Below are 14515 nucleotides of genomic sequence, written 5' to 3' on the forward strand. Positions count from 1 at the left end.
CTCTGCCGCCATGCGCTTCTAGAGCATTTCGCGCCGGGCTGAAAAGCGTGGCGCAAGGCCAAAGGCGAAAAAAGGGGCGCCGTGCATGCAGGAATGCCATGTCGAAAACGAAGCCGCGCCAGATGGCTCGCTCAGAGCCGGCGTGATGGCATATCGTCCGCTGGGCTTTGCCAAATCCGCTCGCTATCGGCTATCCACCGCCGGTGCGGCATTCGCCTGCCCCGGGACGACGGCCGGTCATGGCCGCGTTTCCTCTCGAAGTGCATGTGACAGGACGATCATGACGGAAATGCAGCCCGCCCGGACCTGCCTCGCCATCGTGCTGGCGGCGGGCGAGGGGACCCGGATGAAATCGGCGCAGCCAAAGGTGCTGCACGAGGTGGCTGGCCGCTCGCTGCTCGGCCATGCCCTGGCGGCCGTCACGGCCGCCGGCGCCGACGCGCTCGCCGTGGTGATCGGGCCCGACCGGCCCGATGTCGCGGCCGAGGTGAAGAAGCATGCTCCGCATGCCGCGATCTTCGTTCAGACCGAGCGCAAGGGCACGGCGCATGCGGTGCTCGCAGCTCGCGAGAGCCTGGCGGGCGGCCATGACGACGTTCTGGTTGCCTTCGCCGATACGCCGCTGGTGCGCCCCGAAACCTTCGCCGGCCTGCGCGAGCCCCTGCGTGCCGGCGTCGCCGTTGCCGCCCTGGGTTTTGAGGCGCGCGATCCGACAGGCTATGGCCGCTTCGTCACGCAGGCTGGCGAGTTGCAGGGAATCGTCGAGCACAAGGACGCCGACGAGGCGACGCGCGCGATCACGCTCTGCAATGCCGGGCTGATGGCGCTCGACGGCAAGATGGCGCTCGGCATCCTCGATGCGATCGGCAGCGCCAATGCGCAGAACGAATTTTATCTGACCGACGCCGTTGCGGTGGCGCGCGCGCAGGGCCTGAAGGCCGTGGCGCGGGTCGCGCCGGAGGCCGAGGTGCAGGGCGTCAACGATCGCGCCCAGCTTGCCGCGGTCGAAGCCGACTTCCAGCGCCGCAAGCGGCTTGAAGTTATGCTCGCCGGCGCCACGCTGATCGCGCCCGAGACGGTCTTCTTCAGCCACGACACCATCGTCGGGCGCGATGTCGTGATCGAGCCCAATGTCGTCTTCGGCAGAGGCGTCAGGATCGCGGACAACGCTGTCATCCACGCATTTTCGCATCTGGAGGGGGCGAGCGTCGGTCCAAGCGCCTCGATTGGCCCCTATGCACGCTTGCGGCCGGGCGCAGACTTGGCGAAGGGCGCCAGGGTCGGCAACTTCGTCGAGATCAAGGCGGCAACAATCGGTGAGGGCGCCAAGGTCAACCACCTGACCTATATCGGCGATGCCGAGATCGGGGCGAACGCCAATATCGGCGCCGGCACGATCACCTGCAATTACGACGGCTTCTTCAAGGCGAAGACGATCATCGGGGAGGGCGCCTTCATCGGCTCCAACTCCGCGCTGGTCGCGCCGGTGACGATCGGCGCTGGCGCCTATGTCGGCTCGGGCTCGGTCATCACCCGCGACGTCAAGCCGGATGCGCTGGCGGTCGCGCGCGGCCGGCAGATGGAACGCGAGGGCTGGGCCGCGGCGTTCCGGGCGGCAGCTCAGGCCCGAAAAGCCAGGCAATAGGCGATTTGCAGGGCATTTCGTTCACAGTTCGACATTCAACGTGATTTCGCAATTGCGCCGCCTCGGACTATTGCGATGCGCATCGACATCAACGGATGAGGCACATTCATGTGCGGGATTGTGGGCATTCTCGGCAAGCAGGCCGTCGCAGGCCAGGTCGTCGAGGCGCTGCGGCGGCTCGAATACCGCGGCTATGATTCAGCCGGCGTCGCGACGCTCGAAGGCGGCCGGCTCAGCCGCCGCCGCGCCGAGGGCAAGCTCAAGAATCTCGAAGTGCGCCTCTCGACCGAGCCGCTCGAGGGCCTGATCGGCATCGGCCACACCCGCTGGGCGACGCATGGCAAGCCGAACGAGGTCAACGCCCATCCGCACGCCACCGAGAAGCTCGCCGTCGTCCATAACGGCATCATCGAGAACTTCCGCGAGCTCAAGGCCGAGCTCGAGGCGGACGGTCATGTCTTCTCGACCGAGACCGATACCGAGGTGATCGCCCATCTCGTCACCCGAGAGCTCGATCGCGGCAAGGATCCGGTCGCAGCGGTCGGCGCTTCCCTGCCGCGCCTACGCGGCGCGTTTGCGCTCGCCTTCCTGTTCGAAGGACAGGACGATCTGCTGATCGGCGCCCGCAAGGGCTCGCCACTGGCGGTCGGCATCGGCGACGGCGAGATGTATCTCGGCTCGGATGCGCTGGCGCTTGCCCCCTTCACCAACCTGATCGCCTATCTCGATGAGGGCGACTGGGTGGTGCTGAACCGCAAGGGCGCGACCTTCTATGATGCCGACGGCCAGCAGGTCGATCGCCGCGCCCAGCGCGTCGCCGCCGGCGCCTTTCTAGTCGAGAAGGGCAATTACCACCACTTCATGGCCAAGGAGATCCACGAGCAGCCGGAAGTGGTCGGCCACACGCTGACGCATTATGTCGACATGGCGAATGGCAAGACGCGCTTGCCCTTCGAAGTGCCTTTCGACTGGAAGAGCCTGTCGCGCCTCTCGATTTCGGCCTGCGGCACTGCCTATTACGCCGGCCTCACCGCCAAATACTGGTTCGAGAAGCTGGCGCGCCTGCCGGTCGAGATCGATGTCGCCTCCGAGTTCCGCTATCGCGAGGCTCCCTTGCCGGCGAACGGGCTTGCGCTCTTTGTCTCGCAATCGGGCGAAACGGCCGACACACTCGCCTGCCTGCGCTACGCTCGCCAGGAAGGCCAGCACGTCATGTCGGTCGTCAACGTGCCGACCTCGACGATCGCCCGCGAGAGCGACGTCGTCGCCCCGACGCTGGCCGGTCCCGAGATCGGCGTCGCCTCGACCAAGGCCTTCACCTGCCAATTGACCGCGCTCGCCGGCCTCGCCATCGCCGCGGCCCGCGCCCGCGGCACACTCTCGGCCGAGCAGGAAGCGGCTTACGTTCAGGAGCTGATCGCGCTGCCGGGCCTGATGGCGCAGGCGCTGACGCTGGAGCCGGAGATCGAGAAGCTCGCCCGCAAGCTCTCCAAAGCGCGCGACGTGCTCTATCTTGGCCGCGGCACCAGCTTCCCGCTGGCACTGGAAGGCGCGCTGAAGCTCAAGGAAATCAGCTACATCCATGCCGAAGGTTATCCGGCTGGCGAACTCAAGCACGGCCCGATCGCGCTGATCGACGAGGACATGCCGGTCATCGTGATCGCCCCGCACGACGCGCTCTTCGAGAAGACCGCCTCGAACATGCAGGAGGTCGCGGCACGCGGCGGGCGGATCATCCTGATCACCGACGCCAAGGGCGCGGCCGAAGCCGGGATCGTGCCGGAAGCGACCATCATCATGCCGGAGATGGACCCGCTGTTCGCGCCGATCGTCTATGCGGTACCGATCCAGATGATCGCCTACCAGACGGCCGTCTTCATGGGCAAGGACGTCGACCAGCCGCGCAATCTGGCGAAATCCGTCACCGTCGAGTGAGCTATCTCTCGTCCGGCTCCGGCCGGCTCGCGACATAGGTGCCGGCCGCGATCAGGCCGGCGCCGCTCAGCCAGAGCGCGATCGGCGGCGCATCGGTCGCTGCCAGGATGATAAAGCTCAGCAGCATCGAGCCGCAGGCGACGTATTTCGCCTTGCGGGCGATCGCGCCCGTCTGGCGCCAGCGCACGACCTGAGGCCCGAGCCAGGGGTGATTGATGAGCCATTGCTCGAAGCGCGGTGAGGAGCGCGAGAAGCACCAGGCTGCCGCGATCAGGAAGACCGTGCCCGGCATCACCGGCAGGATCAGCCCGATGATGCCGAGGACCGTGCAGAGCCAGCCGGCGGCAAGGTAAAGCGGCCGATGCCAGCGGCGCTGCTGTCTGGAAGGTTCGGACACGAAACTCGTCGATCCCGGCGAATCGGGGGTGGCCAGCGCCGCACGCTCGGCTATCGTCTGATATTGCGGCGCAATGTAGCCGAGCCGCAAGAGTCATGGAGTCCTGGATCGCCGATGAACGCCCGCACGCCCGATCCGCGCCTCGTCGTTCAGACGGATCTGCTGCGGCCGACCTTCGGTACCAGGCTCAGGCGCTATTTCCTGACCGGCCTCGTGCTCGCAGCGCCGCTCGCGATCACCGCCTCCGTGACCTGGTGGTTCATCAATCTGGTCGACGGCCTGGTGAAGCCGCTGGTGCCGGCCCAGTTCTGGCCCGAGAACCATTTGCCATTCCCGCTGCCGGGATTCGGGCTGATCATCGCCCTGATCGGCCTGACGGTGATCGGCTTCTTCGCCGCGAACCTGGTCGGGCGCACGCTGATCGGCGCCGGAGAGTCGATCCTTGATCGCATGCCGGTGGTGCGAGGCCTGTACAAGGGCGTGAAACAGGTCTTCGAGACGATCTTCTCCCAGTCCGGCACCTCGTTCCGCAAGGTCGGAATGGTGCAATTCCCGCAGCCGGGGATGTGGTCGATCGTCTTCATCGCGCAGGAGGCGGCGCCCGAGATCGCCGGCAAGCTGCCGGATGGCGAGGAGCAGATCGGCGTCTTTCTGCCCTGCACGCCGAACCCGACGACCGGCTTCTTCTTCTACCTGCCGCGGCGGGAGGTGGTGGAGCTTACGATCTCGGTCGAAGACGGCGCCAAGTTGATCATGTCGGCCGGGCTGATCCAGCCCGGCCAGCCGATGTCAGACGGGGCAAAATAACTCAGCTCTTCAGCGGCACCCAGATCTCGACGACGCCGTTGCCGGTCGCGCCGTCGAAGCGCTCGTCCATGCGCTCGAGCGTCACGCCCATGGCCGGCTCGCGGCCCGATTTCGGCAGCCAGTCGCGCCAGATCGCCTCATAGGTCTGCTTGATGCCGGTGATGTGGCCGCTGTGCTCGAAGACGGCACAGAGCTGCTCGGGTACGCTCAATCGCGCGAATTCGTCCGGCAGATCGCTGAAGGACGAGACCTCGGCACCGGCGATATAGTCGAAGGCGCCGACATCGTCGCAATTATAGCTCGCGCCATAGGCGACATAGCCCTTCTGGCCGGGGATATGGCCGAAATGCGGAACGATCTTCTGCCAGAGCAGCGGGATGCCTTGCGTGTTGTCGACCGAGAAATGGCCATTGAAGCCGGCGATCAGCATCGGTTTTCCGGTGACGAGGCGCGGTTCGGCGAGAGGGGTTCGGACTGCGGAGTGCATGGACAGGGACTCCACGAGAGCAAGGGATGAGAGGTCGCGCCTGGCGCGCAGTTCTTCCGGCGTGAGGCCGAACTGCTCGCGGAAAGCGCGGGTGAAGGCCTCGTGAGAGCCGTAGCCCCAGTCGAGCGCGACCTGGAGGATGTCAGGTGCGCCGTTCGCCAGCTGGCGCGCCGCTTCCGAGAGCCGGCGTTCGCGGACATAGCGCATGACCGAGCGCCCCGTCGCCACGCCGAAGGCGCGGCTGAGGTGGAAGCGGGAAACACCGCTCACCTCCGCGATCTCGTCGAGCGAGAGTTCGGAGGCGAAGCGGCTTTCGATGCACCAGAGGGCTTTCTTGATCGGATCCATGGCTCACTCACGAAACGCCGGCACCATGTCGGAGGCAAGATGGCCGCGCTTGATCAGGATTGCTGCTGCTTACGATCGCGGCGCTTTGACGACATCGAGGAAGGCCCGCAGCGCCGGCGGAACGGCGCGATGGCCGGGATAGTAGACTGCGATCCTTTCGGGAGCGGGCGCCCACGCGGCAAGAACCCGCAGAAGGCGTCCTTCGGCCAACGCTGCCTCGGCAGCCGGGCTGGCGACGTAGGCGACACCTAAGCCTTTCACCGCGGCATCCACCATCAACTCCTCGTCGTCGAGGATGATCGGGCCGGCTGCCTCGATCATCAGCGCCTGTCCGGCCCGCTCGAACTCCCAGCGATAGAGCTTGCCGCCCGGCACGCGGTGGCCGATGCAGCGATGGCGCCCCAGCTCGTCGGGCGTGGCCGGCTCGCCGAAGCGTTCGAGATAGGCCGATGACGCGACGCAGATGAAGCTGACCTCGCCGGCGAACGGCACGGCGACCATGTCCTTCGGAATCGAGTCGACGAGGCGCACGCCGGCATCGAAACCGGCCGAGACGATGTCGATCAGCTTCCCCTCGACGACGAGGTCGATGATCACATCGGGAAAGCGCTCTGCCACCAAAGGCAGAACGTCGCGCACGAGAAGCGCCGCCGCCAGTCGTGGCGCGTTGATCCGGACGGTCCCGGCCACGCTGCCGCGGAACGTGGCGATGCTGTCGAGTGCTTCGTCCAATGTGGCAAGGGCCGGCTGAAGACGGGCGAGCAATTCGAAGCCGGCCTCCGTCGGCGAAACGCTGCGCGTCGTGCGATTGAGCAGCCGCACACCCATGCGCTCCTCGAGGGCGCGCATCGCATGGCTCAAGGTCGAGGGCGCGGTGCCGAGTTCATCCGCTGCGCGCCGGAAGCTGCGGCGGCTGGCGACAACCACGAAGGCCGTGAGGTCGTTCAGAGACGGGCGAGCCATTGCTGGTGATTTTGCATCAGCCTGTACAGATTTCAACGGCTAATCCGAACAGTGATCGCTCTCTATCTCCTGTCGGCAGGAACGCAACCCCGTGGCTTCGGCCCGCTTGCGTTTCGAAAACTTAAGAAAGGAAACGAGATGCCTAAACGCGACGCTATTTTCCCTGCCGATCGGCACGCGCTGTACGATCTCCATCAGTACTCGGCCGCCATCCGCTCGGGTGATTTCCTCTTCGTCTCGGGGCAGGTCGGCAGCCGTGAGGACGGTACGCCCGAACCGGTGTTCGAGGATCAGGTCCGGCGGGCCTTCGCCAATCTGCGCGCCGTGCTGGCGGCGGCAGGCGCGAGTTTCGACGACGTGATCGACGTCACCTCTTTTCACACCGACCCGCAAGCGCAGTTCGACACCGTGCTGGCCGTCCGAGCCGAGGAAATCGGCGATCCGCCCTATCCGAACTGGACGGCGGTCGGCGTGACCTGGCTCGCGGGGTTCGATTTCGAGATCAAGGTGATCGCCCGCATCCCGGCTGCCGCTGCCGCGAGCACTCCGGGGGCGCAGGGCTGAGTGTCGCCTCAGCCGGCCCGCAGCAGGCGGATCGCGACGTCGCGCTCGAACAGATAGAGCAGGGTCCTCACCGCCTGTCCGCGTTCCGTCTCCAGATGCGGGTCGCGCTCGATCTGGAGGCGGGCATCGTCGCGCGCTGCGGCCAGCAGGTCCCCGTCGATCTCCGGCCGGGCGATGCGCCAGTCCGGAGAGCCGGATTGCTTGGTGCCGAGCACCTCGCCTTCGCCGCGCAGGCGCAAATCCTCCTCGGCGATGCGAAAACCGTCCTCGGTCTCGCGCATGATCGTCAGCCTTGCCTCCGCCACCGGGCCGAGCGGCCCCTTGTAGAGCAGGAGGCAGGTCGAGGCCGCCGAGCCGCGCCCGATCCGCCCGCGCAATTGGTGAAGCTGGGCGAGGCCGAAGCGTTCGGCATGCTCGATCACCATGACTGATGCATTGGGCACGTCGACGCCGACCTCGATCACCGTGGTCGAGACCAGCAGACGTGTCTGACCGGCAACAAAGGCGGCCATCGCCGCGTCCTTGTCGCGCCCTGGCATCTGGCCGTGCAGCAAGCCGACCTTGTCGCCGAACTCTTCCTGCAGCGCCTCGAAGCGCTGTTGCGCGGCCGCGACGTCGAGCGTGTCGGATTCCTGCACCAGCGGGCAGACCCAGTAGACCTGCGCACCGGCATTGATCGCACGGCCGACCGCGCCGACCACCTCGTCGAGCCGCTCGGAGGAAATCGCCTTGGTCGCGATCGGCTTGCGCCCGGCCGGCTTCTCGGCGAGGACCGAGATGTCCATGTCGCCGAACCAGGTCAACGAGAGCGTGCGCGGGATCGGCGTCGCCGTCATCACCAGGATGTCGACAGCCTCGCCCTTGGCGCCGAGCAGCAGGCGCTGATGCACGCCGAAACGATGCTGCTCGTCGACCACGGCAAGCGCGAGGTCATGGAAAGCGACGCCTTCCTGGAACAGGGCGTGGGTACCGACCGCGATGTCGATCTCGCCATTCGCCAGCCCTTCCAGCACCTGCCGGCGCCCGGCGCCCTTCTCACGGCCCGTCAGGAGGGCGAGTTTTAGTCCGGCCTTGTCCGCCAAGGGGGCCAGTCGCTCGGCGTGCTGGCGGGCCAGAATCTCGGTAGGGGCCATCAGCACCGATTGCCTGTTGGCCTCGGCGGCGGCGGCCATCGCCATCAGCGCGACGACGGTCTTGCCCGAACCGACATCGCCCTGGAGCAGGCGCAGCATGCGCTCGGGCTTTTCCATGTCGTCATGGATGTCGGCGATCGCCTTGCGCTGGCCATCGGTCAGGGTGAAGGGCAGGGCGGTCTCGATGGCGCGGCGCAAGGCGCCGTCGCCGCCAGTGGCACGACCGGCTGCCTTCTTCTGCTGGCGACGAACGAGCGCGAGCGCGATCTGGCTCGCCAGTAATTCGTCATAGGCGATGCGCCGGCGTGCGACGGTTTCGCCTGTGGCGGCCTTGATGTCGGCGGGGTGATGCAAGGCGTCGATAGCACCGCGGAACGAGGCGAAGTCGTTGCGCGCCAGGAAAGCTCCGTCCTGCCATTCCGGCAGTTCCGGGCAGCGCTCGGCCGCGCCGGCAGCGATGCGCGCCATGATGCGCCCGCCGACGCCCTCGGTCAGGCCGTAGACCGGCTCGACCGAGGGCATGGTCGCGGCGAGCTTCGGGTCGAGGATGCGGTCGGGGTGCACCATCTGGCGCATGCCGTCCCAGAGCTCGAGTTTGCCCGAGATGATGCGATAGGCGCCGATCGGTAGGGTCTGCAGGAGATGGCGGACATCGGCGTGGAAGAAGACCAGCGTCACGTCGCCGGTCTCATCCTCGACGAGGATGCGATAGGGCGCCTTGGCCTTGGTCGGCGGGGCAGGGCGATGCTCGGTCACCCTTGCCGAGAAGGTCGCGATCTCGCCGATCGGCGCCTCGATGATGCTCTCGCTCGGCCGCCGGTCGATCGCGCCTGTCGGCAGATGGAAGAGCAGGTCGATGACGCGAGCGGCATGCGTTTCGTCGCCCAGCAGCTTGTCGAGCGCCTTGGCGAGCTTGGGCCCGACACCGGAGAGCGTCGTGGACGGGGCGAAGAGTGGATCGAGAGCGGAGGGGCGCAATGGGCTCACGGCATGTCAGGAGTGCGAGGCCTCGCGGCGTTTCAGCCGCTGACTTCGCTTGGGTCGCTCGCTATATAGCTCGCGACGGCAGGCTCCGCGACGGGGCCGGCCCGTTTCGCATTGGACTGCGCGAGGGCAAACGATGAGTGGCTCGACGAGAACCAGCGCCGACCTCGACCCGCGTCGGCGCAAGATCCTGTTTCGCGCCTGGCATCGTGGCATGCGCGAGACCGATCTGATCATGGGCCGCTTCGCCGATGCGCAGATCGGCACGCTGAGCGAGGCCGAGCTCGACGAGTTCGAGCGGCTGATCGAGGTGCTCGACCGCGACCTGCTGAGCTGGATCACCGGCGAGGCGCAGGTGCCCGAGAACTACGATAGCGACGTGTTCCGGCGGCTGAAGGCGTTTCACCAGCACGACAAACCGATCCACGTCTGAGCTGCCGTCATGGTCGGGCTTGACCCGACCATCTCGGAAACCAGAGCCCGCTGGTCCTGAGATTCTCGGGACAAGCCCGAGAATGACGCCTGAGAAAATTACCCAATGAGCATTCCGCCTCCCGCCCAGATCGCCAAGCCACAACTCGAGCGCGTCCTCGATGCGCTGAATCGTGGCGACAAGCCGACGCTCGCCGGCGTGCCCGATGGCTTCGACGCCGTCGTGCTTGCCGATCTGACGCGCGCCCGCGCCAAGAAGTCGGAAGGGCCGGCGCTGCTCGTCTTCGTCGCCCGCGACGGCCAGCGCCTCCAGGTGCTGGAGAATGCGCTGCAATTCATCGCGCCCGATCTCGAGGTGATGAGCTTCCCTGCCTGGGACTGCCAGCCCTATGATCGCGTCTCGCCTGCGCCCTCGATCGTCGCGCACCGGATGACGACGCTGTCACGGCTCGCCAGGACCAAGTCGGGCGACAAGCCGCGCTTGCTGCTGACCACGGTCAACGCCGCGCTGCAGCGCGTGCCGGCCTTCGGCAAGGTCGCCTCCGAGAGTTTTTCGGCCGCGCCGGGCAATATGGTCGATACCGAGGAGCTGGCACGCTGGCTCGACATCAACGGCTATCTCAGGACCTCGACGGTGCGCGAGACCGGCGAGTTCGCGGTGCGCGGCGGTATCGTCGACCTCTTCCCGCCGGGCATGCCGGCGCCGATCCGGCTCGACTTCTTCGGCGACACGCTGGAATCGATCCGGACCTTCGATCCGGAGACGCAGCGCACCACAGGGCAATTGCGTGGGCTCGACCTCGTGCCGATGTCCGAAGCGCAGATGACGAGCGACAGCATTCGTCGCTTCCGCCAGTCCTATATCGCGACCTTCGGCACGCCAGGGCGCGACGACACGCTTTACGAGGCAGTGAGCGAGGGGCGGCGCCCGGCGGGACTTGAGCATTGGCTGCCGCTGCTGGCGGAGAAGCTCGACACGCTCTTCACCTATCTGCCGGATGTCCCGATCGTGCTCGACCACCAGGCCGAGGATGCCGTCGGCGAACGCATCAGCCTGATCAAGGACTATTACGATGCCCGCCGGAGCGCGCTCGGCCAGCCTTCGCCAGGCTCGATACCCTACAAGCCGCTGCCGCCGGAGGCGCTCTATCTCTCGCCGGCCGACTGGCGCGGTATCGTCGGCGAGGCCGGCGTCGCCTCATTGACGCCGTTCCAGCTGCCGGAGAGCGAAGGCAAGCTAGTCGTCGATCTCGCCGGCAAGCAGGGCCGCAGCTTCGCGGCCGAGCGTGCCGACAATGCCGGCAGCGTCTTCGATGCCGCCGTCGCCCATGTGAAGTCGCTGGAGGCGGACGGACGCCGCGTCATCCTCGCCGCCTGGTCGGAAGGCTCGCGCGAGCGCCTCGCCCATGTGCTCGCCGATCACGGTCTCAAGAGCGTGCAGATGACCGGCTCGCTGCGAGCCGCCTTCGACCTCAAGCCCGGCACGACCGCGCTCGCTGTCTGGGGGTTCGAGACCGGCTTCGAGGCTGGCAAGCTCGCGGTCATCGGCGAGCAGGACATCCTCGGCGACCGGCTGGTGCGGCCGCGCCGCAAGACGCGCCGGCCGCAGGATTTCATCAACGAGCTGTCGTCGCTGATGCCGGGCGACATCGTCGTCCATGTCGACCATGGCATCGGCCGCTTCGTCGGCCTGCAGACGATCACGGCCGCCGGCGCGCCGCATGACTGCCTCGAGATCCACTACGCCGGCGACGCCAAGCTGTTCCTGCCGGCGGAGAACATCGAGCTGCTGTCGCGCTATGGCTCGGAGGACACCGAGGTCGTGCTCGACCGGCTCGGTGGTGGCGGCTGGCAGGCGCGCAAGGCCAAGCTGAAGCAGCGCATCCGCGAAATGGCGGGCAAGCTGATCCAGATTGCCGCTGCGCGCGCCCTCAAGGAAGCACCGCGTCTCGTGCCGCAGGACGGGCTCTATGACGAGTTCTGCGCCCGCTTTCCCTATGAGGAGACCGAGGACCAGCAGAACACCATCGACGCCGTACTCGACGACCTTGCGGCCGGCCGCCCGATGGACCGGCTGGTTTGCGGCGATGTCGGCTTCGGCAAGACGGAAGTTGCGCTGCGCGCCGCCTTCACAACGGCGCTTGCCGGCAAGCAGGTCGCGGTCGTGGTGCCGACGACACTCTTGGCGCGCCAGCACTACCGCAATTTCGTCGAGCGCTTCGCCGGGCTCCCGGTCAAGGTCGGGCAAGCCTCGCGCTTCGTGTCGGCGCCAGACCTCAAGGCGGTGAAGCAGGGCATTTCCGACGGTACCATGGACATCACCGTCGGCACCCATGCGCTGCTCGGCAAGGGCATCGACTTCAAGGATCTCGGCCTCGTCATCGTCGACGAGGAGCAGCATTTCGGCGTTGCCCATAAGGAGCGGCTGAAGGAGATGCGCGCCGAGGTCCATATGCTGACACTGACCGCGACGCCGATCCCGCGCACGCTCCAGCTCGCCATGACCGGGGTGCGCGAGCTCTCGATCATCGCGACGCCGCCGGTCGACCGCCTTGCGGTGCGCACCTTCGTCACGCCCTTCGACCCGCTGATCGTGCGCGAGGCGTTGCTGCGCGAACGCTATCGGGGAGGGCGCTCGTTCTATGTCGTGCCGCGCATCGAGGACATCGCCGAGGTCAAGGACTTCCTCGACAAGCAGGTGCCGGAGGCCAAGGTCGGCATCGCCCATGGCCAGATGGCGGCAGGCACGCTGGAAGACGTGATGACCGCCTTTTACGAGGGCCAGTACGACATCCTGCTCTCGACCACGATCGTCGAATCCGGGCTCGACATCCCGACCGCGAACACGCTGATCGTGCACCGCGCCGACATGTTCGGCCTGGCGCAGCTCTATCAGCTGCGCGGCCGCGTCGGCCGCTCGAAGGTGCGCGCCTATGCGCTCTTCACCGTGCCGGCCAACCGCAAGCTGACCGACCAGGCCGACAAGCGCCTGAAGGTGCTGCAATCGCTCGATACGCTGGGGGCCGGCTTTCAGCTCGCCAGCCACGACCTCGACATCAGAGGAGCCGGCAACCTGCTCGGCGACGAGCAGTCCGGCCATATCAAGGAGGTCGGCTACGAGCTCTACCAGCAGATGCTGGAAGAGGCGGTGGCGGCACTCAAGGCCGGCATCGAGATCGAAAGCGACGCACAGTGGTCGCCGACCATCCAGATCGGCGCGCCGGTGATGATCCCCGAGCACTATATCGGCGATCTGACGCTGCGGCTGACGCTCTACAAGCGGCTCTCGACCATGGACGACGATGGCGAGCTGCAATCCTTCGGTGCCGAGCTGGTCGACCGCTTCGGCCCGTTGCCGGAGGAGGTGAAGCAGCTCCTGGAGATCGTCGCGATCAAGGCTTTGTGCAAGCGCGCCAATGTCGAGAAGGTCGAGGCCGGGCCCAAGGGCATCATCGTCGCCTTCCGCGACAACGAATTCGCCAATCCGGAGGGGCTCGTCTCCTATGTCGCGAAGATCGGCACGCTGGCCAAGGTCCGCCCCGACATGCGCGTCGTCTTCATCGACGATTTGGAGACGGCCGAGCAGCGGCTGACGGGTACCCGCCGGCTGCTCAACGATCTCGCGCGCATCGCCGAGCGGAAGAAGGCGGCGTAGGTCTCGGCCGTCATTCTCGGGCGAAGCGTAGCGCAGACCCGAGAATCTCATGACGAGAAAGCGCTGTGGGCGCCTCATCCGGTCTGAGATGCTCGGGTCAAGCCCGAGCATGACGGTTAGGTTCAGCCTGGATTGCGCCGCTGGACCGAGACATTGGTCGCCGTATCGGTCACGACATCGACGATGGCGAGATCAGGCCGGTCGAGCTGCGGCAGCCCATCCCCCTCACCGGCGCGGCGGGTGACGACGAGGCTGGCCAGCGCCTTGTGGCCGCCGAGCTTCGAGCGCGCCAGGGCGGGCTCCATCGCCGCGGGAATGACGAGATGGACCGGGCGTCCGCCTTCCAGGCAGGCGCGCAGGTCGTCGAGCACGAACAGACCGAGCGGCAGCAGCTCGACGCCGGTCAGGAGCGCGATTCCGGGACCGGTCGCGAGCGCGGCGAGGTCGCCCCCGACCAGGGTGGTGATCAGCCGCGACGAGGTTAGTGGTTTCAGCACGCGTGAGATTTCGAGCGCCTTGACCAGCACCTCCTTCTCGCTGACGGCGAAAGGGCCGGCGAGGCTATGGCCGTCGATCACACGGATGGGCGCGCGGACGGCAGCCGGCGCCAGCGTCGTCGGCGTGGCGCCATGGCCGAGCAGCGGATCGAGGGCCGCGACGCCATCCGGTACACGGGTCCCGAAACCGCCGATAAAGCGCATGCCGAAGGAGCGTGCGGCGACGTCCCGCAGCAGGTGCAGGGGCTGCAGGTCGCCGATCCTGGGCACGCCGAGCGCCATCACCGCGCCGGAGCGCTCGATGATGGGAAGCAGTTCCGCCTCCTTGGCATGGGCCGGCAGGACCATCGGAGACAGGCCCGCCCGCAGGCTCGCGAGAATCGAGATCAATGCCTCTGGACCAAGCGGCGCCAGGATCGCAACGCAGGCGCCAGGCTGGGGCCTGGCCAGCAGCAGCAGATTGGCGAGCCGGTCGACGCGGCTGTCGAGCTCGGCGAAACCGAAGGCGTTCGGCGCAAAATCGCTCCAGTCGCGCCGGCCCGGCGGATCGCGAAAGGCCGGCTCATAGCCGCGGCGGGCGGCGAGCGCCTTGAGCAGGCTGTCGAAATCGAGCCCCTCGACCAGCGCGCCGATGGAGATTTCGTCAGAGCCCATCCGCATCGGCCGGC

Annotated in this window: 11 protein-coding genes; 6 read left to right on the forward strand and 5 right to left on the reverse strand. The window is 66.9% G+C overall.

Annotation, left to right across the window (positions count from 1 at the left end; genetic code table 11):
• Positions 1-289: 289 nt before the first annotated feature.
• Positions 290-1645 (forward strand): bifunctional UDP-N-acetylglucosamine diphosphorylase/glucosamine-1-phosphate N-acetyltransferase GlmU, encoded by a 1356-nt coding sequence (gene glmU / locus ACSQ3M_RS03670; protein WP_436149281.1) that lies wholly within the window; start codon positions 290-292, stop codon positions 1643-1645.
• A gap of 108 nt (positions 1646-1753) precedes the next feature.
• Positions 1754-3580 (forward strand): glutamine--fructose-6-phosphate transaminase (isomerizing), encoded by a 1827-nt coding sequence (glmS, locus tag ACSQ3M_RS03675; RefSeq protein WP_436148709.1) that lies wholly within the window; start codon positions 1754-1756, stop codon positions 3578-3580.
• A 1-nt stretch (position 3581) separates the two neighbouring features.
• On the opposite strand, the gene ACSQ3M_RS03680 is transcribed toward glmS, so the two are convergent.
• Positions 3582-3977 carry a YbaN family protein gene (locus ACSQ3M_RS03680; protein WP_436148710.1) on the reverse strand — a complete coding sequence of 132 codons (396 nt, stop codon included), beginning with the start codon at positions 3975-3977 and terminating at the stop codon, positions 3582-3584.
• Positions 3978-4091: 114 nt separating this feature from the next.
• Between ACSQ3M_RS03680 and ACSQ3M_RS03685 the strand changes: the two genes are divergently transcribed.
• On the forward strand, positions 4092-4784 hold the full coding sequence (locus tag ACSQ3M_RS03685) for a DUF502 domain-containing protein (protein ID WP_436148711.1): 693 nt from the start codon (positions 4092-4094) through the stop codon (positions 4782-4784).
• Position 4785: 1 nt separating this feature from the next.
• Here ACSQ3M_RS03685 and ACSQ3M_RS03690 read toward each other — a convergent pair whose 3' ends face one another.
• On the reverse strand, positions 4786-5619 hold the full coding sequence (locus ACSQ3M_RS03690) for an AraC family transcriptional regulator (protein ID WP_436148712.1): 834 nt from the start codon (positions 5617-5619) through the stop codon (positions 4786-4788).
• A 69-nt stretch (positions 5620-5688) separates the two neighbouring features.
• Complete coding sequence (locus tag ACSQ3M_RS03695; RefSeq protein WP_436148713.1) at positions 5689-6582, reverse strand: LysR family transcriptional regulator; 894 nt, start codon at positions 6580-6582, stop codon at positions 5689-5691.
• Positions 6583-6720: 138 nt separating this feature from the next.
• Here ACSQ3M_RS03695 and ACSQ3M_RS03700 point away from each other — a divergent pair, with 138 nt between their 5' ends.
• Positions 6721-7146 (forward strand): RidA family protein, encoded by a 426-nt coding sequence (locus ACSQ3M_RS03700; RefSeq protein WP_436149282.1) that lies wholly within the window; start codon positions 6721-6723, stop codon positions 7144-7146.
• A gap of 8 nt (positions 7147-7154) precedes the next feature.
• On the opposite strand, the gene recG is transcribed toward ACSQ3M_RS03700, so the two are convergent.
• Complete coding sequence (gene recG / locus ACSQ3M_RS03705) at positions 7155-9257, reverse strand: ATP-dependent DNA helicase RecG (RefSeq protein WP_436149283.1); 2103 nt, start codon at positions 9255-9257, stop codon at positions 7155-7157.
• Positions 9258-9399: 142 nt separating this feature from the next.
• On the opposite strand from recG, the gene ACSQ3M_RS03710 reads away from it, so the two are divergent.
• Both ACSQ3M_RS03710 and mfd read left to right on the forward strand, forming a co-directional pair.
• Entirely contained in the window at positions 9400-9696 is a 297-nt protein-coding gene (locus ACSQ3M_RS03710) for a succinate dehydrogenase assembly factor 2 (protein WP_436148714.1), read from the forward strand.
• Between the two features lie 105 nt (positions 9697-9801).
• Positions 9802-13350 (forward strand): transcription-repair coupling factor, encoded by a 3549-nt coding sequence (mfd, locus tag ACSQ3M_RS03715; RefSeq protein WP_436148715.1) that lies wholly within the window; start codon positions 9802-9804, stop codon positions 13348-13350.
• 122 nt (positions 13351-13472) lie between these two features.
• On the opposite strand, the gene ACSQ3M_RS03720 is transcribed toward mfd, so the two are convergent.
• Positions 13473-14501 (reverse strand): AMP-binding protein, encoded by a 1029-nt coding sequence (locus tag ACSQ3M_RS03720; RefSeq protein WP_436148716.1) that lies wholly within the window; start codon positions 14499-14501, stop codon positions 13473-13475.
• Positions 14502-14515 lie beyond the last annotated feature (14 nt).

Source organism: Allobosea sp. LjRoot90 (assembly GCF_964254315.1).
GTDB lineage: Bacteria > Pseudomonadota > Alphaproteobacteria > Rhizobiales > Beijerinckiaceae > Allobosea.